Origin of the sequence: Luteimonas sp. TWI662, from assembly GCF_039673825.1 — a bacterium.
Classification (GTDB): domain Bacteria; phylum Pseudomonadota; class Gammaproteobacteria; order Xanthomonadales; family Xanthomonadaceae; genus Luteimonas.
On record NZ_JBDJMI010000001.1, the window covers coordinates 246,721 to 271,900 of the forward strand.

At 70.3% G+C, this 25,180-nt stretch carries 22 protein-coding genes; 7 read left to right on the plus strand and 15 right to left on the minus strand.

Annotation, left to right across the window (positions count from 1 at the left end; translation table 11 throughout):
* Nucleotides 1-63 precede the first annotated feature (63 nt).
* The gene (locus ABE488_RS01200) at nucleotides 64-381 is read right to left on the minus strand and encodes a hypothetical protein (RefSeq protein WP_346443201.1); all 318 of its coding nucleotides are present in this window, start codon (nucleotides 379-381) and stop codon (nucleotides 64-66) included.
* Between the two features lie 214 nt (nucleotides 382-595).
* On the opposite strand from ABE488_RS01200, the gene ABE488_RS01205 reads away from it, so the two are divergent.
* From ABE488_RS01205 to ABE488_RS01215, 3 genes are all read left to right on the plus strand, one after another.
* Nucleotides 596-1,873 (plus strand): ectonucleotide pyrophosphatase/phosphodiesterase, encoded by a 1,278-nt coding sequence (locus tag ABE488_RS01205; protein ID WP_346443203.1) that lies wholly within the window; start codon nucleotides 596-598, stop codon nucleotides 1,871-1,873.
* Between the two features lie 88 nt (nucleotides 1,874-1,961).
* Nucleotides 1,962-3,482, plus strand: a complete 1,521-nt coding sequence (locus ABE488_RS01210; protein ID WP_346446779.1) for an AlkA N-terminal domain-containing protein — start codon at nucleotides 1,962-1,964, stop codon at nucleotides 3,480-3,482.
* Nucleotides 3,479-4,015: a methylated-DNA--[protein]-cysteine S-methyltransferase gene (locus tag ABE488_RS01215; protein ID WP_346443207.1), complete on the plus strand. Its 537-nt coding sequence runs from the start codon at nucleotides 3,479-3,481 to the stop codon at nucleotides 4,013-4,015. The genes ABE488_RS01210 and ABE488_RS01215 overlap by 4 nt, the downstream gene beginning before the upstream one ends.
* A 64-nt stretch (nucleotides 4,016-4,079) precedes the next feature.
* Here ABE488_RS01215 and ubiM read toward each other — a convergent pair whose 3' ends face one another.
* Together ubiM and ABE488_RS01225 are read right to left on the minus strand one after the other, a co-directional pair.
* Nucleotides 4,080-5,264, minus strand: coding sequence for a 5-demethoxyubiquinol-8 5-hydroxylase UbiM (gene ubiM, locus ABE488_RS01220; RefSeq protein WP_346446780.1), 1,185 nt, complete (start codon nucleotides 5,262-5,264; stop codon nucleotides 4,080-4,082).
* Nucleotides 5,265-5,361: 97 nt separating this feature from the next.
* A complete protein-coding gene (locus tag ABE488_RS01225; protein ID WP_346446781.1) occupies nucleotides 5,362-6,609 on the minus strand; it encodes a formimidoylglutamate deiminase in 1,248 nt (415 codons plus the stop codon).
* Nucleotides 6,610-6,818: 209 nt separating this feature from the next.
* On the opposite strand from ABE488_RS01225, the gene hutI reads away from it, so the two are divergent.
* Together hutI and ABE488_RS01235 are read left to right on the plus strand one after the other, a co-directional pair.
* Entirely contained in the window at nucleotides 6,819-8,042 is a 1,224-nt protein-coding gene (hutI, locus tag ABE488_RS01230) for an imidazolonepropionase (RefSeq protein ID WP_346446782.1), read from the plus strand.
* Between the two features lie 23 nt (nucleotides 8,043-8,065).
* Nucleotides 8,066-9,286, plus strand: a complete 1,221-nt coding sequence (locus tag ABE488_RS01235; RefSeq protein ID WP_346446783.1) for a dipeptidase — start codon at nucleotides 8,066-8,068, stop codon at nucleotides 9,284-9,286.
* 131 nt (nucleotides 9,287-9,417) lie between these two features.
* On the opposite strand, the gene ABE488_RS01240 is transcribed toward ABE488_RS01235, so the two are convergent.
* Complete coding sequence (locus tag ABE488_RS01240) at nucleotides 9,418-9,600, minus strand: 30S ribosomal protein THX (RefSeq protein WP_346446784.1); 183 nt, start codon at nucleotides 9,598-9,600, stop codon at nucleotides 9,418-9,420.
* 109 nt (nucleotides 9,601-9,709) lie between these two features.
* Nucleotides 9,710-10,105 (minus strand): MerC domain-containing protein, encoded by a 396-nt coding sequence (locus tag ABE488_RS01245; protein WP_346443217.1) that lies wholly within the window; start codon nucleotides 10,103-10,105, stop codon nucleotides 9,710-9,712.
* Between the two features lie 73 nt (nucleotides 10,106-10,178).
* Here ABE488_RS01245 and ABE488_RS01250 point away from each other — a divergent pair, with 73 nt between their 5' ends.
* Entirely contained in the window at nucleotides 10,179-12,419 is a 2,241-nt protein-coding gene (locus tag ABE488_RS01250) for a TonB-dependent receptor (protein ID WP_346446786.1), read from the plus strand.
* 142 nt (nucleotides 12,420-12,561) lie between these two features.
* On the opposite strand, the gene ABE488_RS01255 is transcribed toward ABE488_RS01250, so the two are convergent.
* Both ABE488_RS01255 and gltX read right to left on the minus strand, forming a co-directional pair.
* Nucleotides 12,562-13,059 carry a transcriptional repressor gene (locus tag ABE488_RS01255; RefSeq protein ID WP_346443221.1) on the minus strand — a complete coding sequence of 166 codons (498 nt, stop codon included), beginning with the start codon at nucleotides 13,057-13,059 and terminating at the stop codon, nucleotides 12,562-12,564.
* Nucleotides 13,060-13,195: 136 nt separating this feature from the next.
* The gene (gene gltX, locus ABE488_RS01260) at nucleotides 13,196-14,599 is read right to left on the minus strand and encodes a glutamate--tRNA ligase (RefSeq protein ID WP_346446788.1); all 1,404 of its coding nucleotides are present in this window, start codon (nucleotides 14,597-14,599) and stop codon (nucleotides 13,196-13,198) included.
* A gap of 95 nt (nucleotides 14,600-14,694) precedes the next feature.
* On the opposite strand from gltX, the gene lpxH reads away from it, so the two are divergent.
* Nucleotides 14,695-15,429 (plus strand): UDP-2,3-diacylglucosamine diphosphatase, encoded by a 735-nt coding sequence (lpxH, locus tag ABE488_RS01265; protein WP_346446790.1) that lies wholly within the window; start codon nucleotides 14,695-14,697, stop codon nucleotides 15,427-15,429.
* Between the two features lie 70 nt (nucleotides 15,430-15,499).
* Here the strand turns inward: lpxH and ABE488_RS01270 are convergent, their stop codons facing one another.
* The 8 genes from ABE488_RS01270 to ABE488_RS01305 form a co-directional block, all read right to left on the minus strand.
* Nucleotides 15,500-18,403, minus strand: coding sequence for a type 2 lanthipeptide synthetase LanM family protein (locus ABE488_RS01270; RefSeq protein ID WP_346446792.1), 2,904 nt, complete (start codon nucleotides 18,401-18,403; stop codon nucleotides 15,500-15,502).
* A 165-nt stretch (nucleotides 18,404-18,568) separates the two neighbouring features.
* The gene (locus tag ABE488_RS01275; RefSeq protein ID WP_346446794.1) at nucleotides 18,569-18,757 is read right to left on the minus strand and encodes a DUF6229 family protein; all 189 of its coding nucleotides are present in this window, start codon (nucleotides 18,755-18,757) and stop codon (nucleotides 18,569-18,571) included.
* 308 nt (nucleotides 18,758-19,065) lie between these two features.
* A complete protein-coding gene (locus tag ABE488_RS01280; protein WP_346446796.1) occupies nucleotides 19,066-19,881 on the minus strand; it encodes a ferritin-like domain-containing protein in 816 nt (271 codons plus the stop codon).
* An 8-nt stretch (nucleotides 19,882-19,889) separates the two neighbouring features.
* Complete coding sequence (gene purF / locus ABE488_RS01285; RefSeq protein WP_346443227.1) at nucleotides 19,890-21,356, minus strand: amidophosphoribosyltransferase; 1,467 nt, start codon at nucleotides 21,354-21,356, stop codon at nucleotides 19,890-19,892.
* Nucleotides 21,357-21,435: 79 nt separating this feature from the next.
* Nucleotides 21,436-22,407 carry an SPOR domain-containing protein gene (locus ABE488_RS01290; RefSeq protein ID WP_346446798.1) on the minus strand — a complete coding sequence of 324 codons (972 nt, stop codon included), beginning with the start codon at nucleotides 22,405-22,407 and terminating at the stop codon, nucleotides 21,436-21,438.
* A gap of 57 nt (nucleotides 22,408-22,464) precedes the next feature.
* Entirely contained in the window at nucleotides 22,465-23,739 is a 1,275-nt protein-coding gene (folC, locus tag ABE488_RS01295; protein WP_346446800.1) for a bifunctional tetrahydrofolate synthase/dihydrofolate synthase, read from the minus strand.
* The gene (locus tag ABE488_RS01300) at nucleotides 23,736-24,380 is read right to left on the minus strand and encodes a histidine phosphatase family protein (protein WP_346446802.1); all 645 of its coding nucleotides are present in this window, start codon (nucleotides 24,378-24,380) and stop codon (nucleotides 23,736-23,738) included. Before ABE488_RS01300 ends, folC begins: the two co-directional genes overlap by 4 nt.
* 139 nt (nucleotides 24,381-24,519) lie before the next feature.
* Nucleotides 24,520-25,173 carry a hypothetical protein gene (locus ABE488_RS01305; protein ID WP_346446804.1) on the minus strand — a complete coding sequence of 218 codons (654 nt, stop codon included), beginning with the start codon at nucleotides 25,171-25,173 and terminating at the stop codon, nucleotides 24,520-24,522.
* Between the last annotated feature and the right edge of the window lie 7 nt (nucleotides 25,174-25,180).

Sequence of the window (25,180 nt, forward strand, 5' to 3'; positions counted from 1 at the left end):
GCCCGAACGCAGAAACGCCCGGACATGCCGGGCGTTTCGCGCACTGCGGTGCCGCCGGTATCGTCAGAACACCGACGGATCCAGCCGGCGCAGCGCGTCCTTGATGTCGACCGAGCCGGTGCGCTCGATGTCGCTGCGGGTGTAGACCCGGCCGCCCCCGTCGACGCATTCCTGCTCGGCACGCTTGGAACGCGCGTTGCGCGCCGCGGTCACCCGCGACCCGGTCTCGCGAATGCAGAAACGATCCGACGGGCTGGCACGCTGGCCACGCTCGCGCACCGCCTCTTCCTCTTCCTCCTGCTGCTGCGCCAGAGCGCCATGCGACACCGCGCCCAGCGCCAGACCGGCGCACAGCGCCGCCATCCACCATCTGTTGTTCATTGCGCACTCCCGGTTGCTGGTCCTGCTGCGCACGATACGCCCCCCACTCGATCCCGTGGTCTGCGCCCGCTGAACGTTCAGATTCCTCGCCCCAAAAACCGGGGTCAGAGTGCAATTTCAGTGGACATGCGCGCTGATCCGGGTTGCTGAGGAAATTGCACTCTGACCCCGGTTTTGGCTTTGGACTGTCACTTGGGCTCGGTATCCTGTGGGGATGATCGATATCGCATTGGTGCGCCGAATGGCGCCGTCTGTTCTGGTTTCCGTGGTGCTTTGCAGTTTGCTCGTGCTGGTTGGCTGCGCGAGCCGCGCCGCGTCGCCCGCGGCCGCGGATCCGCGGCCCACGCTACTGCTGATTTCGCTCGACGGCGTGCGCCCCGACTCGCTGGGGCGCGGTGAAACGCCGCATCTCGACGCGCTCGCGCGCGGGGGCGTGCAGGGCTGGATGCGGCCGTCGTATCCGTCGCTGACCTTTCCTAATCACTACACGCTGGTCACCGGGCTGCGCCCCGACCGCCACGGCATCGTCCACAACTCGATGCACGACGCCACGCTCGGCGACTTCAAGCTGTCCGACCGCGCGGCCGTCGAGAACGCGGCCTGGTGGAACGACGGCGAGCCGTTGTGGGTGACGTCCGAGAACGCCGGGCTGGCGACCGCCACGCTGTCGTGGCCCGGCAGCGAGGCCGCAGTGCGCGGCGTGCGGCCGACGCGCTGGCTACCGTTCGACAAGACCCGCCCACTCGACGCACGCGTGGACACGGTGCTCGGTTGGCTGTCCGAACCCGATGCCACGCGCCCGCGGCTGGCGACGCTGTACTTCGAGCATGTGGACTCGGCCGGCCACGACCATGGCCCCAACGCCCCGCAGACGCATGCGGCCTTGCGCCAGGTCGATGCGGCGATCGGCCGACTCGTCGCCGGTCTGCGCGCACACGGCGCGTTCGATCGCACGAACATCGTCGTCGTGTCCGATCACGGCATGGCCGAGGTCGCGCCCGGGCACGCCATCGCGGTCGAGGACATGGTGGCGCCCGAGGAGGCGCGCGTGGTCTCGATCGGCCAGGTCGTGGGCATCGCGCCCCATCCCGGTCACGAGGCCACGGTCGCCGCGCGCCTGCTCGGCGCGCATCCGCGCTACGACTGCTGGCGCAAGGAGGCGTTGCCGGCGCGCTGGGCCTACGGCCGCCATCGACGCGTGCCGCCCATCGTCTGCCAGATGCACGAAGGCTGGGACGCGCTGCCGCGCGAAACCGTCGCCACGCGCGATGTCGGGCCGCGTGGCTCGCATGGCTTCGATCCGGCACTGCCCTCGATGCGCGCGGTGTTCATCGCGCACGGGCCGTCGTTCCGACACGGCATCGTCCTGAATGGCTTCGACAACGTCGACGTCTACCCGTTGCTGGCCCGGCTGATCGGCGTGGCGCCGGCCGAGCACGACGGCGACGCAGCGACGCTGCTGCCTGCGCTGCGATCCGACGATCGCCGTTAGTTGCGACGACCGCGCTCGCTGCGCGGCGCGTCGCATTCGTGTCCGAAAACGGCCAGTCCCGCGCCGGGCGCGGTGCTAGCCTGCGGGCATGTCGTCGCCCCCCGCCCTGCCCGATCCCGCCGTCTGCGAGCAGGCCCGCCTGAGCCGCGACGCGCGCTTCGATGGGCTGTTCTTCACCGCGGTCCGCACCACCGGCATCTACTGCCGTCCGGTCTGTCCGGCGCCACCGCCGCGGGCCGGGAACGTGACCTACTACGCCAATGCGGCCGCGGCCCAGGCTGACGGCTTCCGGCCCTGCCTGCGCTGCCGCCCGGAGCTGGCGCCCGGCGACGGGCACTGGCACCGCGGCGACGATGTCGTGGCGCGAGCGCTGGCGCTGATCGATCGCGGTGCGCTCGACGATGCGCCGCTGGCGTCGCTGGCAGCGCAGTTGCATCTGGGCGAACGCCAACTGCGGCGGTTGTTCGTCGAGCGCCTGGGCGCGCCGCCGATCGGCGTGCGCGGGACGCGCCGCCTGCTGTTCGCCAAGCAGTTGCTGACCGAAACCGCACTGCCGATCACCGAAGTCGCGCTGGCCGCCGGCTTTGCCAGCCTGCGCCGGTTCAACACCGCATTCCGCGAGGCCTATCGCATGGCGCCGCGCGATCTGCGTCGGCAGCCCTCGGCGTCCGTTGCCGGCGATGGGCTGGTGCTCCGGCTCGGCTACCGCCCGCCGTACGACTTCGCCGCGATGCTGGATTTCCTGCGCAGCCGCGCGCTGCCAGGCATCGAACGCATCGACGAGGCCGGCTACACCCGGGTCGTGGGCGACGCATTGGCGGCGGGTTGGCTGCGTGTCTCGCATTGGCCGGCCACGGTGGCCGGGCCGGCGCATGCGTTGCGGCTCGAACTGCACGGCATCGCACCGGCCCAGTTGCAGGACACCGTGCGGCGCGTGCGGCGGATGTTCGATCTCGACGCCGAACCGACCGCGATCGCCACGCACCTGGCGCAGGATCCACGGCTGGCCCCCCTGCTGCAGGCCCGTCCGGGCCTGCGCCTGCCCAGCGGCTGGGATGGTTTCGAGATCGCGGTGCGCGCGGTGATCGGCCAGCAGGTCAGTGTGGCCGCCGCGCGTACGCTGACCGCCCGGTTGTCGCAGCGCTTCGGCCATCGGTTGCCCGAGACGCTGGCCGCCCATGGATTCGCCCACCTCTTCCCGACCCCCGAGGCGCTGGTCGACGGCGACTTCGATGGCCTCGGCCTGATCGGCAGCCGCATCGCGACGATCCGTGCGATCGCCGCGGCCCTGCTCGAGGGCCGTGTGGATTTCGACCCGGCGCGCACGCTCGACGACACCGTCGCCCGCTGGACCGCATTGCCCGGCATCGGGCCCTGGACGGCGCAGTACATCGCGCTGCGCGCGCTGGGCCATCCCGACGCGTTTCCCGCGCAGGACCTCGTGCTGCAGAAGGCCGTGCCCACCGATGGCAGCCGGCTCGACGCGCGCGCGCTGCAAGCACGCGCGCAGGCCTGGCGGCCCTGGCGTGGCTACGCGGTCTTCCACCTGTGGCGCGATGCCGCGCTATCGGCCCCGCCCGCCGCCGCCCGCCCCCGGAGTCCCCGATGAGCCCCTCACCCGTCTTCACGACCTCGCTCGACACCCCGATCGGCCCACTACGGCTCGCCGCCTCCGATGCTGGCTTGCACGCGATCGATTTCCCGCAAGCGCGACCGCTGCTGCGCGGACGCGCGCACTGGCAGGCCGGCGATCACGCGCTGCTGCGCGAAACCGCGGCGCAACTGCGCGCCTACTTCGCCAGGCGGCTGCGCCACTTCGACCTACCGCTCGCCGCCGATGGCACCGCGTTCCAGCATGCGGTCTGGCAGGCACTCTCACGCATTCCCTACGGCACCACCACCAGCTACGTCGCGCTGGCACGCGGCCTCGGTCGGCCGACTGCCAGCCGCGCGGTCGGCGCCGCGAACGGGCGCAACCCGATCCCGATCGTCGTGCCCTGCCACCGGGTGATCGGCGCCAGTGGCGCGCTGACCGGCTTCGCCGGGGGCGTGCCGACCAAACAGTTCCTGCTCGCACTCGAAGGCGCGCTGCCCGCCGTCGACGGCCTGTTCGCCGCGCACGCGGTGGCGCCGGCCGCGTAGCCGGCCTGCCCGGAATCGGCCCGACGCAGCGTGGGAAAACCGGTTGTTCGCGGCCGCGATCAGCTCAGCGCAGGGCCGGCCGCTCCTGGGTGAGGTGCGCGGCGATCAGCCGCCGGAACGGCGTGAGCCGCTGCGCGATGCGCAGCGTGGTGCTGCGGACCAATCGCGCCGGTGCGCGGTCGTCGGTGTAGAGGCTGGCGACGATGCCGGTCGCGGCGAACAGCGGCCAGGTCGCCACCCGATGCTGGCGCTGGAAACGTGCGAGCACCGCCCGGCCGGCGATGTCGCGGCCCGCGTCCTGCGCCCGGCGGATCCCGTCGGCCAGGCGCTCGGCCCCCTGCAGGCCGAGGTTGAAGCCGTGGGCGGTGACCGGATGCATGCCGACAGCGGCATCGCCGATCAGTGCCGCGCGCTCGGCGACGAAGCGGTCGGCATAGACGCCGACCAGCGGATAGACGTGGCGCGTGCCGACCGTGGTCATCGTGCCCAGTCGGTCGAGAAACCGCCGCTGGATATCGGCCGCGAAGGCGGCGTCACCCATCGCTTCGACCTGGGCCATCGCCTCCGGCGCCAGGGTCAGCACCACCGATGCCCGGCCGGCGTCGAGCGGCAGCAGCGCCATCGTCTGGCCATGTCCGAACCACTCCCAGGCGACGTGGTCGTGCGGGCGCTCGTGGGCGACGCGGCACACCAGCATGCGCTTGCCGAAATCGCGCATACGCGCCCCGATGCCGAGCATGCGACGCACGTCCGAGAACCGGCTGTCGGCGGCGACCAACAGGCGCGCCGACACGGTCTTGCCGCCATCGAGCGCGAGCTCGACGCCGTCGCTGCGATGGGTGACGCCGCGCACCGCGGTGTCGCAGACCAGCTCGACCTCCGCCAGGCCCTCGACGGCGTCGAAGGCCGCCTGCCGGATCTGGTGATTGGGCACCAGCCAGCCGAGTTGGCGGCCGTTGCCGTCGCCGGCGGTGATCGTCAGGCCGGCCTGGGCATCGCCGTTGAGGATGCGCGCATCGCGCAGGTCGAAGATCTGCGCCGGATCGAGCCGGGCCCACAGGCCCAGCGTCTCCATGATCCGGCGCGAGCCATGGGTCAGCGCGATCTCGCGACCGTCGAACGCAGGCTTGGCGATCGCCTCGCGCGACTGGCGCTCGATCAGCACGATCTTCAGCCCCGTGCCGGCCAGCGCGCGGGCGAAGCACAACCCGGCCGGCCCGACCCCGACGATGGCGATGTCGACCTGCATGCGCACGACTCCAGCACAAGAACGATGCCGGCAGGATACCGACGCCGGCCGGCGCCCGGCGTTGACCTGAATCAAATCGTGCGGCAGCGGCCGGGCATTACTGCGCCAGCAACCGACGCATCGCCTCGGCGTGACCATGCGCCGCCTGCGTGTGCAGCCGGTGGCGTCCGTCGACGACCAGCCGCTGGCCGGCGACCTCGACCTCGCGCACCAGCGGCCGGTTGCCGGCGAACAGCCAGCGGTCGGCGACGTCGGCCGACGTCGCGCCGGCGAGCAACGGCGCATCGGCATCGAGCACGACGGCATCGTCGCGCTGCGCGAACCCGGTCGCGGCCGCGGCGCTGGCCCAGGCGCCGGCGAGCAGGGTCGCGCCCACGCTCGGCGTGTGCGGTCCGACCGCGATATTGCGCCGGCGCTTGGCCAGGCGCTGGCCATACTCCAGCCAGCGCAGTTCCTCGACCGGCGACACCGAGATGTGCGAGTCGGAGCCGATGCCCCAGGCACCGCCGGCATCGAGATAGGCACGCAGCGGGAACAGACCGTCGCCGAGATTGGCCTCGGTCGTCGGACACAGCGCGACGGTCGCGCCGCTGCGCGCGATGCCGGCGACCTCGTCCGCATCCAGATGGGTGGCGTGGACCAGCGTCCAGCGGGCATCGACCGGCGCGTGGTCGAGCAGCCAGGCCACCGGGCGTGCCCCGCGCACCGCGACGCAGTCGTCGACCTCGGCGGTCTGTTCGGCGATGTGGATGTGCACGCGCGCCTGCTGCGGCAGCGCGCCCAGCACCGCGTCCATCGCATCGGCCGGCACCGCGCGCAGGCTGTGCAGCGCGCAGCCCACGCGCAGGCCCGCACCCTGGCGCGCGTACAGATCGGTGAACAGCCGCAGATAGCCGTCGACGTCGTGGCCGAAACGCCGCTGATGCGGCCCCAGTGGCCGCCCGTCGAAGCCGCCGGCCATGTACAGCACCGGCAGCAGGGTCAATCGGATGCCGGTCGTTTCGGCCGCCTCGATCAGGGCGTCGGCCATCGCCGATGCCGGCGCATACGGCTGGCCGTCGGGGGCGTGATGGACATAGTGGAACTCGCACACGGCGGTGTAGCCGGCCTCGAGCATCTCGACGTAGAGCTGGGTGGCGACGTCGCGCAGCGTGTCCGGGGCGAAGCGCGCGGCCATCCGGTACATCGTCTCGCGCCAGGTCCAGAACGAATCGGCCGGATCGGTCTGCACCTCGGCCAGGCCCGCCATCGCCCGCTGGAACGCGTGCGAATGCAAGTTGGCGATGCCCGGCAGGCGCCAGCCTGCGGGCATGCGCTGGATCGGAACCGTTGGCAGGTCTGGCATCGGGGTGACTCCGGAAACGAGTGCGGTAGGCTAGCCTGTCTGCCCTGGGGGAGCATCGCATGCACGATTCTTGGGGCTCGCTGCGGCTCGTGTGCGCCGCGTGCTGCGCGTTCTCGTGGTAGTGGCACAGGCGTGTCCGGCGGCGCAACGGCCGGGCGCGAACGATGGCGATGGCGTCGACTGGCCCGGCGACAACGATGGAGGCGATGATGGGGGCGACTGAACGCTGGGATGGGCTGATCGTCGGGCCGACCCTGGTCACACTGGCCGAGGACACCGGCTACGGGCTGATCGAGGACGGCGCGCTGGGCTGGCGCGACGGCACGATCGTGCACGTCGGTCCCCGCACCGCGCTGCCTGCGCCGGCGGCGCAGTTGGCCGACCGGGTGATCGAGGCCGATGGCCTGCTGACCCCGGGCCTCATCGACTGTCACACCCATCTGGTGTTCGGCGGCGACCGCGCCGCAGAGTTCGAGCAGCGGCTGCAGGGCGCCAGCTACGAGGCGATCGCGCGCAGCGGCGGCGGCATCGTCTCCACCGTGCGCGCGACCCGCGCCGCCGACGAGGACGCGCTGCTCGCGCAGTCGTTGCCGCGCGCGCGCGCGCTGCTGGCCGACGGGGCCACGACGCTGGAGATCAAGTCCGGCTACGGCCTGGACTTCGCCCATGAACGCAAGATGCTGCGCGTCGCCCGGCGCATCGGCCAGGCCCTGGGCATCACCGTGCGTACGACGTTCCTCGGCGCGCATGCCCTGCCGCCCGAGTACGCCGGGCGCAGCGACGCCTACATCGACGCGGTCTGCGAGTGGCTGCCGCGGCTGCACGCGGAGGACCTGGTCGACGCGGTCGACGCATTCGCCGAGCGCATCGCCTTCGATGCGGCGCAGACACGCCGGGTGTTCGAGGTCGCACGCGCACTCGGCCTGCCGGTCAAGCTGCACGCCGACCAACTCAGCGACGGCGATGGCGCCGCGCTGGTGGCCGCGTTCGACGGCCTGTCGGCCGACCATGTCGAGCACACCTCCCAAGCCGGCGTCGACGCGATGGCGGCGGCCGGCACGGTCGCGGTGCTGTTGCCCGGCGCCTTCCACGTGCTGCGCGAGACCCGGCTGCCGCCGCTCGACGCATTCCGCGCCGCCGGCGTGCCGATGGCCGTGGCGACCGACTGCAATCCCGGCACCTCGCCGCTGCTGTCGTTGCGCCAGGCCATGCAATTGGCGGTCACCCATTTCCGGCTCACCCCCGAAGAGGCGCTGCGCGGGGCGACCGTGCATGCGGCGCAAGCACTGGGACTGCGCGATCGCGGGCGCCTGGTGCCCGGCCAGCGCGCCGACTTCGCCTGCTGGCGCCTCGCGCAGCCGGCCGAACTCGTCTATTGGCTCGGCGGCCCGATGCGCGAGATGGCCTTCGCCGCCGGCCGTCGTCTGCCCTGACTCTCATCAAGGAATCCATCCGCATGCGCCTGCTCCCGCTCGCCCTCGCCCTTGCCCCGCTACTGAGCGTGGCCGCCGCCCAGACGCATGCCCAGGCCGATGAGGCCGCACGCCAGCTCGCCCAGGACGCGATCATCGTCGACACCCACATCGATGCCCCCGGCGTGCTGCTCGACCGCTGGGCCGACCTGGGCGAGGCCGCGCCCGACCGCGAGTTCGACTACCCGCGTGCGCGCGCCGGCGGCCTGGATGTGGCCTTCATGTCGATCTACACCTCGGCCGCGCAGGACACGGCCGGCACCGCGCGCGAGATCGCGCATCGGCAGATCGACGCAGTCGAGGCGCTGACCGCGCGCCATCCCGACCGCTTCGCGATCCTGCGCTCGCCACGCGACGTCGACCGCCTGCGCATCGCAGCGGACGGTCGCCAACGCGTGCTGTTGCCGCTGGGCATGGAGAACGCCGCGCCGATCGGTGACGACCTGTCGCAGCTCACGATCTTCTTCGACCGCGGCGTGCGCTACATCACGCTCGCGCACAGCGCAGCCAACCGGGTCGCCGACGCCTCCTACGGCAAAGCGCGCCGCTGGAACGGGCTGAGCCCGTTCGGGCGCCAAGTCATTGCCCAGATGAACCGCCTCGGAATCATGGTCGATGTCTCGCACGTCTCCGACGCGGCGGCCGAGCAGGCGATCGCGCTGAGCACGGTCCCGGTGATCGCCAGCCACTCGGCATTCCGGCACTTCACGCCAGGCTTCGAGCGCAACATCAGCGATGCGCTCGCCCGTGCGATCGCCGCCAAGGGCGGCGTGGTGCAGATCCCCTTCGGCACCGCGTTCGTCGATGCGCAGACCGCTGCCGACACCCAGGCCTGGTTCGACGCGGTCGCAGCCTTCGACGCCGACAACGCCAAGCGCGCCGACGCCGGACAACCCACGCTCGATGCCGCACAGTTCCAACGCGACTGGGCCGCCGCGCACCCCGCCCGTCAGACACCGCTCGAATCGGTGCTGCAGCAGATCGACCACGGCGTGCGCCTGCTGGGCGTCGACCACGTGGGCATCGGTTCGGACTTCGACGGCGTCGACGGCGCGCTGGCCCAGGGCCTGCGCGATGTGTCCGACTTCCCCAACCTTGTGGCCGGCCTGCAGGCGCGCGGCTATGCCGAGGCCGACATCCGCAAGATCCTCGGCGGCAACCTGCTGCGGGTGTGGGCCGAGGTCGAGGCGGGCGCCGGCCGCTGAGCCGGCAGCCCTGCACGCAGATACGCGAAAGCCCCGCCTGGGCGGGGCTTTCGGCATGACCGGCGTTGCCACCGGTCGCGTCCTGCAGTTGGCCCGGCCCAGGCGCCAAGCGCCGGACCCGGAACCGGGCGTCAGGAGGCCTTCTTGGCGACCGCCTTCTTGACCGGGGCCTTGGCCACGGTTTTGGTGCCGGTCTTCTTGGCGACCGGTGCGGTCGCGGTGCCTGCGGCCTTGACGACGCCCTTCGAACGGGAATTGCCGTAGCTCGCGTTGTAGCGCTTGCCCTTGAGGGTCCTGCGGTCGCCCTTGCCCATGAATCTGCTCCTGATGTCCTGCGTGTATTGAATGCGGTAGACGCGAATGCGCGCCCGGCGGGCGCACAAGACCGCGAATTCTAGCATGCGGCCAGCGCCGCGCGATGCGTCAGCGCGTGCCGTGAAGATGGCTCAGGCGCAGGTTCAGCAGGTGCGCCCCGGCCAACAACAGCCCGCCGATCGTCATCACCACCGCATGGGTGAGCGTGTGGTCATGCAGATGGGTGAACGCGCCCGCCCAGACCAGCGCCAGGCCGGGCAACAGCAGGAACCAGGCGCGGAACGCGCGATGCCGGCGGTAGCCGAGCGTCAATGTGGTCAGGCCCAGCAAGGTGGCGAATATGACGAATGCCTGGTCGATGTCGACCCAGCCGCCCAGGTTGAGCCCCAGCGCAGGCAGCAACGCCAGCGCCAGCGGCAACAAGGCGCAATGGATCGCACAAAGGAACGAGGCAGCGAAACCGACGCGGTCGGCCCGTCGGAGGGCGGAATCGTGTGCAGGCATGTCTTTTGGGGGATACGAAGGTTGTCGTAACATTATAACATCCGCGTCTTGACCACCAGTGTACCCCATCCGCATGAACAACCTCCCCACCCCCTCCCGCCCGCCGCGCCGCGCCCGGCTGACCGTCGCCATCGCCCTGTTGCTGCCCGCCACCGCGGCGCTTGCACAGAATCAGACCCACGCCCACCCGACCACGCTCGACCGTGTCCAGGTGACCGCCACTCCGCTGGGCGGCGATGCCGAGGATCTCGCCCATCCCATTGAAGTGCTGTATGGCGACGCGCTCGACGATCGCAAGTCCGGCAACCTGGGCGACACCGTCTCGGCGCTGCCCGGCGTGCAGAGCGGCTTCTTCGGCACCGGCGTCGGTCGGCCGATCATCCGCGGCCAGGAAGGGCCGCGCGTGCAGATTCTCTCCGGCGGCATCGGCAGCATGGATGCCTCGACTGTCAGCGCCGACCACGCGGTCAGCATCGAGCCCTTCCTCGCCGACCAGATCGAGGTGCTCAAGGGGCCGGCCAACCTGCTCTACGGCAGCGGCGCGGTCGGCGGCGCGGTCAACGTCGTCGACGGCCGCATCGCGCGCGCCGTCCCCGACCGTCCACTCAGCGGCCGCGCAGAACTGCGCGCGGCCAGCGGCAATGGCGAGCGCAGCGGGATGTTCCGGCTCGATGGCGTCAACGGCGACAACCTGGTGCTGCATGTCGACGGCCTGGTCCGCAATACCGGCGACTTCGACATCCCCGGCTACGCCCAACTGCCCGACGACCACGATCACGGCGATCACGACCATGATCACGACCACGAGGCCGAGAACGCCTACGGACGACTGCCCAACAGTTCGATCCGCACGCGCGCCGGCGCGCTCGGCGCGACCTGGTTCGGCACGCGCGGCCACTTGGGACTCGCGGTCAGCACCTATCGCACCAACTACGGGCTGCCCGATGGCGCGCACGTGCATGCCGAGGACGATCACGGCCATGGGCACGACGACGACGGCCACGATCATGACCATGACCATGACCACGGCCATCACGATCACGACCATGGCGAAGAGGGCCACGACCACGGCTCGGTGCGCATCGACATGGTGCAGAACCGGATCGACCTCAAAGGCGGCATCTACGATCCGCTGCCGTTCCTGAGCGCATTGAACCTGCGCGCGGCCTATAACGATTACGAACACGTCGAGCTCGAGGGCGGGCTGGCAGCCACGCGCTTCACCAACAAGGGCACCGAGGCGCGCCTGGAAGCGGTGCAAAACGAGGTCGCAGGCTGGCGCGGCGCATTCGGCCTGCAGGTCGGTCACGTCGATTTCAGTGCCGTGGGCGAGGAAGCGTTCGTGCCGCCGAGCGTGACCGATACGCTGGGCCTGTTCGTCGTGCAGGAGAAGGAATGGGGGCCGGTGAAACTCGAGTTCGGCGGCCGCCACGAACGTGTGGAGATCGATCCGGCGGCAGGCGCATCGCGCAAGTTCGACGCCAGCAGCCTGTCGGGCGCCGCGATCTGGCATCTGTCGGAGGTCTTCGACCTGCGCCTGGGCGCGGACGTGTCCGAGCGCGCACCGACCAACGAGGAACTGTTTGCGGCTGGCCCGCACATCGCCACCCGCTCGATCGAGATCGGCGACGCGGAGCTTGGCACCGAACGCGGCCAGCGCCTGGAAGTCGGCCTGCATGCGCATACCGACCGCGTCGAGTTCAAGGCCGCCGTCTACCAGACCCGGTTCGACCGCTACACCTACCTGGCCGACACCGGCGTCGCCGAGCAAGGCTTCCCGGTGCGCTTGTGGACGCAGGGCGATGCGACATTCCGCGGCGCCGAGGCCGAGGCGAAGTTCCACCTGGTCGAATCGGACGCGGGCGACTTCGACCTGCGCGTATTCGGCGACCTCGTGCGCGCCGAGCTCGACGGCAGCGGGACCCGACACGTGCACTTCGACGTGCCGCATGGCGACCACGCCCACCACTACCACGCCGACATCCCGCTCGGCGGCAACCTGCCACGCATCGCACCGGCGCGCATCGGCGCCGACCTCAACTGGAGCCTGGGCGGCTGGCGCGCGAATGTCGGCGCAGTGCGCTACCAGAAGCAGGATCGCGTCGCCGCGCTCGAGGACCCGAGCCCGGGCTACACCCTGGTCAACGCCGGTGTCGCCTGGCGCCTGGGCGAGGCCGACGGCACGCAGTGGGAACTGTTCCTGGACGGTCGCAACCTGACCAACCAGGAGGCACGCGCCCATACCTCGCTGCTGCGCAACTACGCTCCATTGCCCGGCCGCACGATCGCAGGCGGCATCCGCGTGTACTTCTGACCTCGCCCTGATCCGCCCGGCACCGCGTGCCCACCTCCCGCCCCGGCTCGCCGGGGCGGGACATCGCCGCGCCGTGGCATTGCATGCACGCCCTGCATCGGGCCTGCGCCTGCGCAGCGCATGCAGGCCGATCCGCCGCGGCTCAGAGGGTGCCCACGTCCACGCACTGCGCGCACAGGCCGTGCACTTCCAGCGTCTGCGCCTGCGGCACGAAGCCCAGCGTGCGGGCGCGCGCATCGAGCGAGGCGACCACCGCTTCGTCTTCCAGCTCCACCGCACTGTGGCAGTGATCGCAGATCAAAAACGGCACCGAATGCTGCGCGGTGCTGGGATGGTGACAGGCAACGAACGCGTTGACCGACTGCAACTTGTGGATGAAGCCGTTGGCCAATAGAAAGTCCAGCGCTCGGTAGACGGTCGGCGGCGCCGCCGCGCCCGGCCCCCCACCATCGCGGACCTGGTCGAGCAGGTCGTAGGCCTTCAGCGGCTTGCCGGCCTTGGCGATCAGGCCCAGCACGTGGCCCCGGATCGGCGTCAGGCGCAGCCCCCGCTCGCTGCAGGCACGTTCGACCGCACGGACGAACCCGGCTGCGTCGTCGACGTGATGATGCGGATCCGTGCAGGCGTTGATCGTTCCCATTCCTAGATGATGGAGGCGCCGGCGCGGGGACTCAAGCCGTGCCCTGGCAGCGCGCGTCGCCCCTACTGCCGCGACGAGGCCCGGGAGGTGCTGCGCTCCGCGTCGCATGCAGCGCCGCGGCGACCGCCGCGCGCGTTCAGGCGTCGGGGATCATCGCGATCGCGGCCTCGATCCGGCGCAAGGCTTCCTCGCGGCCGGCCAGATAGACGGTGTGCCCGATGTCCGGGCTGACCTGGGTGCCGGTGATGGCCACCCGCATCGGCTGGGCCACCTTGCCCATGCCCAGCCCGAGCGTCTCCGCGGTCTGGTGCAACGCCACGCCGATCGCCTCGGCCGTCCAGTCGGGCAGCGCCAGCAGCCGCGCACGCGCGTCGGCCAACGGCGCCCGCGCTTCGGCCTTCAAATGCTTGGCGACGGCCTTGTCGTCGTAGTCGGTCAATGGCCGGTACCAGACCGCCGCGCGCTCGGACATTTCCTTGAGCGTCTGCACCCGGTCGCGCAGCGCGATCACCACATCGGCCGGCGCCGGGCCGGTCGACAGGTCGTAGCCATCGTTGCGCAGGTGCCAGACCAGATGCGCGGCGACTGCGGCCGGATCATCGGACTTGAGGTACTGCTGGTTGAGCCAGCCGAGCTTGGCCGGATCCAGACGCGAGGCCTTGGCGTTGACGTCCTTGAGATCGAACAATGCGCGCATCTCGTCGATCGAGAAGATCTCCTGGTCGCCATGCGACCAGCCCAGCCGCACCAGGTAGTTGAGCAGCGCATGCGGCAGGTAGCCGGCATCGCGGTACTGCATCACATCCGCCGCGCCGGTGCGCTTGGACAGTTTGGCGCCGTGCTCGTCGAGGATCATCGGCAGGTGCGAGAACGCCGGCGGCTCGGCGCCGAGTGCGCGGTAGATGTTGATCTGCCGCGGGGTGTTGTTGACGTGGTCGTCGCCGCGCACGACATCGGTGATGCCCATGTCGAGATCGTCGACGACGACGGCGAAGTTGTAGGTCGCGTAGCCGTCCGGGCGGAACAGCACCAAGTCGTCGAGTTCGCTGTTGGCGATCTCGATGCGCCCCTTGACCTTGTCCTCCCACACGACCGTGCCTTCGAGCGGGTTCTTCAGCCGGATCACCCGGTTCGGGTCTTCGCGGCGCGCTTCGCCACGCTCGCGATAGGCACCGTCGTAGCGCGGCTTGTCGCCACGGGCCATCGCCGCCTCGCGCATGGCATCGAGCTCGTCCTTCGACTCGTAGGCGTAGTAGGCCTTGCCGTCGGCGACGAGTTGCTCGGCGACCTCGCGATAGCGGTCGAGGCGGTGGGTCTGGTAGATCGGGCCTTCGTCGTAATCCAGGCCGAGCCAGTCCATCGCCTCGAGGATCGCGTCGATCGCGGCCTGCGTGCTGCGCTCGCGATCGGTGTCCTCGATGCGCAGCACGAACTGCCCGCCGCGGCGGCGCGCTTCCAGCCAGCAGTACAGCGCGGTGCGTGCGCCGCCGATGTGCAGGTAGCCGGTGGGACTGGGCGCGAAGCGGGTACGGCAGCTCATGCGGAACGCTCGGAACAGGGAAACCGCGCATTCTACCCGCGCCGCCCCCGTCACCGGGACGCACCGCGGGGCGGAGTGGCTTCTACAATGGCGCGATGACGACCTACTTCCTGTCCGACCTGCACCTCGACCCGGCGCGCCCGGCGATCACCGAGTTGTTCGCCGCGTTCCTCGATGGCGAGGCACGACAGGCCGAGGCGCTGTACATACTCGGCGACCTGTTCGAGTCGTGGGTCGGCGACGACGATCCGTCCGAGGCTGGCGCACTGGTCGCCGACCGTCTGCGCGCGCTGTCGGATGCGGGCGTGCCGGTGGCCTTCATGCACGGCAACCGCGACTTCCTCGTCGGCAACGCCTGGGCGCGGCGCGCGGGCCTGCGGATCCTGCCCGACCCGGCGGTGATTCTGCTCCATGGCCGGCCGGTGCTGCTGACCCACGGCGACCTGCTGTGCACCGACGATGTCGAGTACCAGGCGATCCGCGCCCAAACCCGCGACCCGCGCTGGCAGGCGCAGATGCTCGCCCAGCCGCTGGCCGCGCGGCTGGCGTTCGCGCAGCAGGCGCGCACGGCCAGCCAGGCGCGTGCGGCCGCGTTGCGCGAGGCCGGCACGATGGAGACGGTGACCGATGTCGCGCCGGCCACCGTCGCCGAGTGGTTCGTCCGCTACGGCATCGACACGATGATCCACGGCCACACCCACCGCCCCGCGATCCACGACCTGCAGGTCGCCGGCCGCGCCTGCCGTCGCATCGTGCTCGGCGACTGGTTCGAGCAGGGCTCGGTGCTGCGCGCGAGCGCCGACGGCCGCTTCGAGCTTTCGGCGCTGTAGACAGCCGGCGCCGCAGGCGTTGCCCACCGCAGTGGCGTGGGAGGCCTAACGCCACCCCCGGTGCACCAGCCTAGCCCGGCGTGGCCTCCGCCTCCGCTGCCGTGTCCGCGCGATCAGACTCCGGACGTGGCGCCGACATCGGTGTGTCGAACCCGCACTCCAGCAGCAGGGGCGAAGGCAGTCGGCAGTCGGGATGCAAGCGGTTGAGGAAGTGGAGCGATCCCGACACGCCGCTCATCAGCCCCGGTGTGTAGGTATCGCGCGCCAGCCCGCCGACTGCGCCGCTGCATTCCTCCATCGCCGAGACGATACGCGCGCCGGCCGACAATCCCTCATCGTGTCGCGTGCCCGGATCCAGCACTGCTGCGCGCTCGAGCAGCTCCCACAGGCTCAGATCGCCATGGCATAGCGTATGACTGATCCCCCAGCCGCGTCGCTCGGCCGCGCGAACCGCCCGCCGCAAGGTGTCGAGATAACGCGCTCCGCCGGTGCGGGCATAGAGGTCGCAGGCCGCCAGCCCGATGCCGACGCTGCCGTGGCACCACGTATCGGGAAAATCCTTGGATTCCGGCTTGCGGACATCGATCCAATCGCCTGCTGCATGATCGTAGAGTCCGTCTTCGAACACGAAGGCCTGCTCGGCCAACGCCGCCCACCGATCGCGCTCCTGCTGCGTCCCCGCGCGACTCAATGCGAGCCTTGCGAGCGCCCATCCGCTGCCCGTGGCGCCGTGCGCGAACCCGCCCAGCGGCCGATCGAAGATGGCACTCGGCCATCGCGCTCCCTGGGCATCGACGATCGCCGTCGCTTCCAGATGGCGCCCAGCGTCGGCGGCCACCTCTCGCCACCCGTCGTCTCCGTCCAGGTCAGCCAGTTGCAGCAACGGCACGATCGCGCCACTGACCCCTTCGAGCAGGTCCAGATTGTCGTCTGGGCGGAACCCTCGCCGCGCCAGCGTCGCCGCGCTGCGGCGCGCGCGCTCGAGCATCGCGGGATCGCCGTCCAAACGGTACAGGGTCATCCAGGTCAGTACCTGCGATGACAGGCCGATGAACGCGCCGACCGCATCGATCGGCTCTTGCAGTTCGAGCATCTCCGCGACCCGGATCGCCCCCGTGATGGCGCTATCCAAGCCCTCCACCGCATCAGCCCGTCCCCGCCTGACTTCATGCCGGTAGCCCGCCAATGCGATGGCGATCCCTCCCAGCCCGATGTAGAGATCGGACTGGAGCGTGCGCATCGTCCAGCCTTCCGCACCAAGTACGGGACTGATCCATGCCGACGTTCCATCATCGCCGGACACCGACAGTCGCAGCAGCTTCTCGACCGTCTCCCTCGCTAGTCGTCGGCGCCGCCGATCCAGGTCGTCGGCATGCGGACGGCGAGCAACGACGTCGCGCGGCGCACTCTCGCGATTGGCGAGCTTGCCATTGAGATAGGCCGTCACCAACGCACCCCGGATCGTCAGCTCTTCCATCTCAAGACGCATGCCGCGCCAGCTGTCCAAGGCCGCGTCGATGTCGACGGCAGAAAGCGTCTCGAAAAAAACGGGAATGTCGCCGTAGCGCATGTCCTCGACTTCACCTGAGATCGTATCCAAGTCGCGCGGCGCGACCGGCAACACGGCCGCATTGCGTTGCAGGATATCCCGGGCGCGCTCGAGCGCCGGAGGTTCGTTATGCAGCGATGCGGGATGCCAGAGCATGCGCATCACTTCCGAGTAGGCTTGCGTCGGACGCCGGATCCGCCTGGCCTCACAACCGATGAAGGGCGCGAGCAAAGGGCGCAGTTCCTTATCGCGGTCGAGAGCCTGGAAACGTGCGGTCAACTCGGAGAAGCCATCGACGACGTGATTCCAGTGCAGGGAAATGTCCGGGCGGACGCAAGGATGATTGCGTGCGGGGGGAAGCTCGACATCTGCCACCTGCATGCGGGCCGAGGTCGTACCAGCGTCGACGATCAGCGGGACCCGAATCTTTGGCTGTTCGTCGGGAAGGGCGCCCGCTGCCGAAATATCCACCCCGTGCAGGCCGAGCATCGGGGCGCGAAATGGCACCAAGCCTGTACGCAGTACCGAGGTGGTGATCAGCCGACTCGCCGCATCCATTGCCGCACCCAGCCCCGTCGACGGCGCGTCGACCTCGGGTGCGAACAGACTTTCGACGTCCACGGCCACCGGCACCGGCCCGACCGCGATGATGTTCTCATGATGCAGGTCGGTGCCACCCAGAAGGCGCATCGTGGCCAGCCAATGGCCGATGTTGCGATAGAAGGTGGCCAACTCCTCTTTATCGCCGCAGTAGCGGTGCACGGCGAATGCCGACCACCCGTAGCCTGCCCGCATCAGCGACGCAGGCACGCGGATACGCAGGGGGTCGCTTCCGAGCACGCGCTCGAGAAAGCGCTCCAGCGCCAGGTCGATCGCCACCGAACGCGGCTTGTACATGACACTGCCGCCTTCGAACTCCAGATGCGCGACCGCCTGCCCGCCGTTATGCACGTCCCCCTGACCAAGATGAAGAGCGCGCAGCGTGCCCTCTGGCCCCCCGATGAGCGCGCGCACCTGAGCACGGTCGTTGCCCAGTCGCTGCACCATCGAGGCCAGCGCGGATGCCTGCTGGCCCAATGTGCGCTCCAGTCGCGGGCCCAGTGCAGGATATCGCCGTGCGAGATGCGCTACGAATGCCGGGTCGCTGGCGCGCTGGACGAACGCATCGAAGCGCTCGCGCTCTCCCTCGTGGTGCAGCTGACCGGCCAGTTGCGCCGCGTGCAGTTCCAGCAGCAGCACCCGATTGAGCTTGCGCCGTGCGTTCGCCAACAACGTGCGATGCGCCGCAGCGAACACGACGTCGCATTCCTCCGCTGCGAGCCCCTGCGAGACGGATGCGAGCCGAGCGTCCAAATCCTTGCGCGCATCCGAAATGATCGCGCCGATTGCGCGGTCGAACTCTGTCCCTGCCACTCTGTCATCCATGCCGGTCTCCATTCCCGCGCGCACGATGGCCAACGCATCCCGATCTGCATGACGCGCGTCGTCACTTCCAAGTCGTGTCCCAGAATCATTCCGGCGAGACGACGACCGCGATCGGCCTTGCCGCGGAAGCGGGTCCGCGCTGGGCGAACCCGCTTCCGCGCCCAATCAGCAGCAGTGCGCCGGGATCGACGCCGTACAGGAACTGCATTGCGTCAGCAGGAAGAAGTTCTTGTCGGTCATCGCCGCTTCCGTGACCGCTACGCCCTCGGCGTACAACGAGCCGGCCGGGTTCTCATGGCCGTCCACGCTGTCCTCACCATTGAGCCAACCACCCACGATGTCTTCGTACTGCATGTCGTCTCTCCTTGTCGATTGCATCAACTTGCAAATGCCGCTTGCACGTCCGCCAGAATACAAAGCTCGACACTCCGGTCGAACGTACACGCGGTACCTGGACGGGGCGTCGGCGTTGTCGCAGTGCGGCCTACAGACGATCCTGCCCCAGCGAGATACTGGCCTCGGGCGGACAGGCTGTCCTTGATGCGCGTCACAGTCCATCCCACGTCCTGCGGCGACACGGCGAGTGGCGGCGCGTCATTGCGAGGCGGCTGACAGCCTCGCTTGTCCCGCGGCGTGCCCGCCCGGCACGCAGACTTGCCGCCCTACCCTTGCGCCACCGCCTGCAAGGCCGCGAGTTCCTCGGCGCTGAATCCGGCGGCGGCGCGGGCGTCGAGATTGAACGGGCCGTGCAGCACCGTACGCGCGTAATCGGCCAGCAGTGCGCGGAACCTGGGCTCGGGGGCGATGCCGTCGCGGGCGCAGTACCAGCGGAACCAGCGGCTGCCGGCCGCGACGTGTGGGATTTCCTCGCGCAGGATGATCTCGAGGATGTCGGCGGTCGCATCGTCGCCGAGCGCGCGCAGCTTGACGATCATGCCGGGGGTCACGTCGAGACCGCGGGCTTCGAGCACGCGTGGCACCAGCGCCATGCGCGCCAGGCCGTCATGTGCGGTCTTCTCGCACATTTCCCACAGCCCGTTGTGCGCGTCGAAATCGCCGTAGTCGCGGCCGAACGCACGCAGGCGATCGCGCAGCAGCACGAAATGTCGGGCCTCGTCGTCGGCGATTGCGACCCAGTCGGCGTAGAACGCATCAGGCAGGCCGCGAAAGCGGTAGACCGCGTCCCAAGCCAGGTCGATCGCATTGAGCTCGATGTGGGCAATCGCGTGCAGGAACGCCGCGCGCCCCTCGTCGCTGCCCAGCCCTCGCCGCGGCAATTCGCGTGGATGCACCAGTCGCGGACGCGGCGGCCGACCGGGCATGCGGATGGGGTCGGGCGGCGGCGGATCGAGGGGCAGCGGCAGCCTACCATCGCGGTGCCGCGCGGCGTGCTGGCGGGTCAATGCGACCTTGAGGTCGAGGTCGCATGCGTCCAGGCACTGGCGCGCCGCGGCCAGCAGGTCGGGCGCGTCGGACACCGCCGCGCTCACGCGCGGCGCTTGTTCTTGGCCTCGTCGGAGCGCAGCTGGCGCAGGCGCTCGAAGTAGCCCGGCTCGATGCCGGTGACGTATTCGCCGCTGAAGCACGAACTGTCGAAGCGCAGGTCGGGGAACTTGGGCCCGGCGACCGCCGCCTCGAGATCGGCCAAGTCCTGGTAGATCAACCAGTCGCAGCCCAGGAACGACTCGATCTCGGCCTCGGTGCGGTTATGCGCAACCAGTTCATCGACCGACGGCATGTCGATGCCATAGATGTTGGGGTGACGGACCGGCGGGGCGGCGGAGGCCAGGTAGACCTTCTTGGCGCCGGCATCGCGCGCCATCTGCACGATCTGCTTGGACGTGGTGCCGCGCACGATCGAATCGTCGACCAGCAGCACGACCCGGTTGCGGAACTCGAGCGGAATCGGATTGAGCTTGCGCTTGACCGACTTCGCGCGTTCGCCCTGCCCCGGCATGATGAAGGTGCGGCCCACGTAGCGGTTCTTGATGAAGCCCTCGCGGTACTTCACGCCCAGCACGTTGGCGATCTCCAGCGCGGAGTCGCGCGAGGTGTCGGGGATCGGGATCACCGTGTCGATGTCGTGGTCGGGGCGCAGCCGCAGGATCTTCTCGCCCAGGGTCACGCCCATGCGCATGCGCGCCTTGTGCACCGAGATGTTCTCGATCATCGAATCGGGACGCGCGAAGTACACGTACTCGAAGATGCACGGCGCGTGCGCCTGCCGCGGCGCGCACTGGCGATGGTGCAGTTCGCCACGCGCGGTGACGACGATGCCCTCGCCAGGCTCGACGTCGCGCAGCCGCTCGAAGCCGAGGATGTCGAGCGCGACCGATTCGGACGCCACCGCATACTCGGTGCCCTCCTCGCTCTGCCGGCGGCCGAGCACCAGCGGACGGATGCCGTGCGGATCGCGGAACGCGACCAGCCCCAGGCCCAGCACGGTCGCCACGACCGCGTAGCCGCCGCGGGCACGGCGGTTGACGCCCTCGATCGCGCGGAACGCAGCCTCGGGGGTCAAGGCCTTCTCGCGGTCGAGCTCGTGCGCGAACACGTTGAGCAGCACTTCCGAGTCGGACTCGGTATTGACGTTGCGGCGATCGGTCTCGAACACCTGCTGGCGCAACTGGTCGGTGTTGACCAGGTTGCCGTTGTGCGCGAGCGCGATACCGAACGGCGAATTGACGTAGAACGGCTGGGCCTCGTCGCTGCCCTCGCTGCCCGCGGTCGGATAGCGGCAATGGGCGATGCCGACGCGACCGCGCAACAGCGCCATCGTCTTGGCATCGAACACGTCGCGCACCAGGCCGTTGCCCTTCTGCACGCGCAGCGCAGTGCCATTGGCGGTGGCGATGCCTGCCGCATCCTGCCCGCGGTGCTGCAAAACGGTCAGGCCGTCATACAGCGCACCCGCGACTTCGGAGGTTCCGACGATCCCGACGATCCCGCACATGGCGATTCCAGTCCTGCTGGGCGCGCGGTGCGCGCCATTGAATAGAGAGTAGAGGGGCAAGCCCCGTTCGGCCCTGGCCTCAGGGATGCGACCGCACCAGACCGTCGACGCCCACCTTGGCGCGCACCTGCGCCTTGAGCTGGTCGGCCTCGCCGCGGCTGGCGACCGGGCCAGCCTTGACCCGAGTCAGGCGCCCCTTGTCGGTCGTGACGCTGTCGGTGAAGGCGGTGATGCCGGCGCTGCGCAGGCGATCGCGCAGCCGTTCGGCCTCGGCGGCCTGGCTGAAGGCGCCAAGCTGCACCACGAAACCCACTTCGGCGGTGCGCGCGGGCGCCGGCGCAGGGGCAGGTGTCGCGGCGGGCGCCGGCTTGGGCGCCGGAGGCGGCGTCTGCGCGGTGCGCGTCGGCTCGGCCGGTGGCGTTGCCGGCGTGGGCCGGGCCGGCGCCGGTGCAGGCGGCTGCGTCTGTGTCGGCGTCGCGGTGGCGTCGAGCGCGACCACACGCGGATTGACGTCGTCGCGCACCTGGGCCGCGCGCAACCGCACGATCTCGGCCTCGGCACGGCTCGCATACGGCCCCAGCCGCACGCGCTGCGCCGGCCGGCCGTTGAGCGTGAACGCTTCGCGATAGCCGGTCAGCGACGCCTGGCGGAGCTGGCGCAGGATCGCCTCGGCATCGGCCTGGCTGGCGAACGCGCCGTAGTGCACCGCGTAGCCGCCACCGGCCGTGGTCGGCGGCAGCGGTTCGCTCTGCGCGCCTGTCTCCACGGTCGGCAGCGCATCGCCCGTGCTCGGCGTAGCGGCGGATGCCGGCGCAGCGGGGGTCCGCGGGGTCCCTTCGGCAAGGACGCCGCCTGCCGGAGCGGGCGATGGCGCGACCAGCGGCAGATCGACGGTCTTGTACTGCCCGTTCGGCGCATCCGGCAGCTCGAGCGGCATGTCGGGCAGGCCACTCGCGGGCGCCGGGCCCTTGACCAGCATCGGCAAGAAGATCACCGCCAGCGCGATCAACACGGCGGCACCGATCAGGCGCTGTTTGAGTCCAGGCGTCATGCAGAGGGCGCAGGCGGAGGGAACGCAGCGATTATACGCACCGGGGCCACCGGGGCCTTAACCCGGACCCTGCAACCGCGCGAGCGCGGCGGCAGCGGTATGGAAAGAGCCGAACACCAGAACCCGGTCGCCCGGCCGCGCCTGCGCCAGCACCGCATCCAGCGCGCCGCCCACGTCGGCCGCCACCGGGGCGTACCCAGCGGCGGTGCCCGCCAACCGCGTCCGCAGCGCATCGGCCGACTGGCTGCGCGCGCCGCCATCGGCCAGCCCCGCCAGCCACCAGCCGTCGACTGCGGGCGCCAGCGCCGCGACGACGCCGATCGCATCCTTGTCGGCCAGGGCGGCATAGACCGCCCATGTCCTGCCTTGCGCGGGCGCGGCGCCCAGCCACTGCGCCAGCGCCTGGGCGGCCTGCGGGTTGTGTGCGACATCGACGACGAGCTCGACCTCGCCGCGCTCGAACCGCTGCAGCCGCGCAGCGGCATGTGCGTCGGCGATGCCCGCCGCAAGAGCGGCATCGGGCACGTCGGCGTCGAGCGCACGCAGCGCCGCCACTGCGACCGCGGCGTTGCGCAGTTGCACAGGCGCGGCCAGCGCGGGCAGCGGCAGGTCGACCTCATAGCCGACCTCGCGCCAGATCCAGCGCCCCTCGCGCGCAGGCGCGAACAGGAAATCGCTGCCGGCGCGGATCGCGACCGCGCCGATGCGGTAGGCATGCCGCAGCACGCTCGCCGGCGGGTCGTCGTCGCCAAGCACCAGCGGCCGCCACGGGCGCGCGATGCCGGCCTTCTCCAGGCCGATCGCTTCGCGGTCGTTACCCAGCCAGTCCTGGTGATCGAGATCGACCGTGGTGACGACCGCGACATCGGCGTCGACCAGATTGACCGCATCCAGACGGCCGCCGAGTCCGACCTCGAGGATCGCCAGGTTCAGCTCCGCGCGCGCGAACAGCCACAGCGCGGCCAGGGTGCCGGTCTCGAAATAGGTCAGCGGTGTATCGCCGCGCACGGCCTCGATTGCCTCGAACGCTGCCACCAGCGCGGCATCGTCGGCATCGACGCCGTCGATGCGCACGCGTTCGTTGTAGGCCAGCAGATGCGGCGAGGTGTAGGCGCCCACGCGCCAGCCGGCGGCGCGCGCCGCGGCCTCGATCAGGGCCACCGTCGAGCCCTTGCCATTGGTGCCGGCCACGGTGATGACGCGGGTGGCGGGCCGGCCGCAGTCGAGCCGTGCGTGGACCGCGGCAACGCGATCCAACCCCAGCTCCACTTCGACCGGATGCCGCGCCTCGAGGCGCGCCAGCCAGTCCGCGAGCGATGCGGATGCGGTCATAGCGCGCGGTGGACCGCCTCGCCGAAGAACGCAGTGTGGTGCGCGCAATCGTTCAGGCGGACCACGTCGAGGCGATCGACATCGGGCCCTTCGAGCAGATTGAGCGTGGTCGGCGCCTGGCGAAAGGTCCACAGCCGCGCGAGCGGCAGACCGAGCACGCGGCACAGGATCACGCGATTGACTGCGTCGTGCGCGACGATCAGCGCCGTGTCGTCCGGCCCCAGGCCTGCAAGCGCACGCGCAAAGGCCGGCCACGCGCGATCGAGCACCTGCTGCAACGATTCGCCGCCCGGCATCTGCACGGTGTCGGGCGCGTCGCGCCACGCCGCCAGGCGCTCGGGGTCGCGCTCGCCGATCTCGGCCGCAAGCAGGCCTTCCCAGGTACCGTGCGCGATCTCGGCCAGGCCGGGATCGGTGGTCAGCAGGGCTTCGCGGTCCACGCCCAGGGCCAGGCGCGCGGTGCGGTGCGCACGCGACAGCGGCGAGCTGACCGCCCGGTCGATGCGCACGTCCGCCAGCCGCGCACCGAGCAAGGTCGCCTGGCGCTCACCGACCGGCGATAGCGGGATGTCCTCCTGTCCCTGGTAGCGGCCTTCGGCGTTCCACGGCGTTTCGCCATGGCGGGCAAGCAGGATTCTCATGCGCGGTCCTCGACAATGCGGCGCGCCTGCACAGCTGGGCGCGGCGCGACAGTCTACCTGTCGAGGCCCGCACCACGCGCACGCCCGGCGCTCGGAATCCGCGAGCGATCGTGCCGAACTGCGCGGCGACGCGCAGTGCTCAGGCCCGTCGTCCGAGCATCATGACCAGGCCGAACAGGCCGCCCAGCCCGCCCGTGAACGCAAGCGCGACGCTCGGTTCGCGCAGGCGCAACGCCATCACCCCGCAGGTGATGCCCAGCGCCAGGATCAGCAGCCCCACGAGCCGCCCCCGCGCACCGCCGTGAAAATGGGTGCGCGCGGCCGGTCGTTCGACCACGGGTCGGCGCGCCTGCCAGGCCTCGAACGCAGCCTGGAACTCCCGGAGCAGGCGCGCCCGGCCCGGTCCGTCGAGAGCGCTCACCAGGACGGTGGGGGCACCGCGTCGGACCAGCGTCAAGTAATCGTCCGTGCCCCACTGTGCGATGTCGGCGAAACGCACGGCCGCGCGACGCGCGAAGACGATGCCCTCCGGCTCGATCCGCGCTTCATCGCGGATAGGGAAGCCCAGAAAGGCGACCAGCGGCGGGACCACGAGCGCGACGACCGCAACCCCGATCGCCAACAGCGGCTGGTTCAACCCGAACACGATGCCGATGAAGGCCGTCGATGCCAGCACGATGCCCAGCGGCGTCGACCACTGGTGCCAGCGGGTGAAGACCTTGACGGGAATGGCCGAAGACGATTGCTGCATTCGTTTCCTTGCGCTTCCAAGCAGATCGCGCGGCTGCCTCACCGGTCGC

Bases quoted from the DNA above. Each gene is read 5' to 3' on its own strand.
- ABE488_RS01290 (WP_346446798.1), bottom strand. From the start codon at position 22,407: ATGACGCCTGGACTCAAACAGCGCCTGATCGGTGCCGCCGTGTTGATC.
- ABE488_RS01225 (WP_346446781.1), bottom strand. From the start codon at position 6,609: ATGCCAGACCTGCCAACGGTTCCGATCCAGCGCATGCCCGCAGGCTGG.
- ABE488_RS01300 (WP_346446802.1), bottom strand. From the start codon at position 24,380: ATGAGAATCCTGCTTGCCCGCCATGGCGAAACGCCGTGGAACGCCGAA.
- ABE488_RS01205 (WP_346443203.1), top strand. From the start codon at position 596: ATGATCGATATCGCATTGGTGCGCCGAATGGCGCCGTCTGTTCTGGTT.
- ABE488_RS01275 (WP_346446794.1), bottom strand. From the start codon at position 18,757: ATGCAGTACGAAGACATCGTGGGTGGTTGGCTCAATGGTGAGGACAGC.
- ABE488_RS01250 (WP_346446786.1), top strand. From the start codon at position 10,179: ATGAACAACCTCCCCACCCCCTCCCGCCCGCCGCGCCGCGCCCGGCTG.
- ABE488_RS01245 (WP_346443217.1), bottom strand. From the start codon at position 10,105: ATGCCTGCACACGATTCCGCCCTCCGACGGGCCGACCGCGTCGGTTTC.
- purF (WP_346443227.1), bottom strand. From the start codon at position 21,356: ATGTGCGGGATCGTCGGGATCGTCGGAACCTCCGAAGTCGCGGGTGCG.
- lpxH (WP_346446790.1), top strand. From the start codon at position 14,695: ATGACGACCTACTTCCTGTCCGACCTGCACCTCGACCCGGCGCGCCCG.
- ABE488_RS01215 (WP_346443207.1), top strand. From the start codon at position 3,479: ATGAGCCCCTCACCCGTCTTCACGACCTCGCTCGACACCCCGATCGGC.
- hutI (WP_346446782.1), top strand. From the start codon at position 6,819: ATGGGGGCGACTGAACGCTGGGATGGGCTGATCGTCGGGCCGACCCTG.
- ABE488_RS01240 (WP_346446784.1), bottom strand. From the start codon at position 9,600: ATGGGCAAGGGCGACCGCAGGACCCTCAAGGGCAAGCGCTACAACGCG.
- ABE488_RS01270 (WP_346446792.1), bottom strand. From the start codon at position 18,403: ATGGATGACAGAGTGGCAGGGACAGAGTTCGACCGCGCAATCGGCGCG.
- gltX (WP_346446788.1), bottom strand. From the start codon at position 14,599: ATGAGCTGCCGTACCCGCTTCGCGCCCAGTCCCACCGGCTACCTGCAC.
- ABE488_RS01210 (WP_346446779.1), top strand. From the start codon at position 1,962: ATGTCGTCGCCCCCCGCCCTGCCCGATCCCGCCGTCTGCGAGCAGGCC.
- ubiM (WP_346446780.1), bottom strand. From the start codon at position 5,264: ATGCAGGTCGACATCGCCATCGTCGGGGTCGGGCCGGCCGGGTTGTGC.
- folC (WP_346446800.1), bottom strand. From the start codon at position 23,739: ATGACCGCATCCGCATCGCTCGCGGACTGGCTGGCGCGCCTCGAGGCG.
- ABE488_RS01255 (WP_346443221.1), bottom strand. From the start codon at position 13,059: ATGGGAACGATCAACGCCTGCACGGATCCGCATCATCACGTCGACGAC.
- ABE488_RS01235 (WP_346446783.1), top strand. From the start codon at position 8,066: ATGCGCCTGCTCCCGCTCGCCCTCGCCCTTGCCCCGCTACTGAGCGTG.
- ABE488_RS01200 (WP_346443201.1), bottom strand. From the start codon at position 381: ATGAACAACAGATGGTGGATGGCGGCGCTGTGCGCCGGTCTGGCGCTG.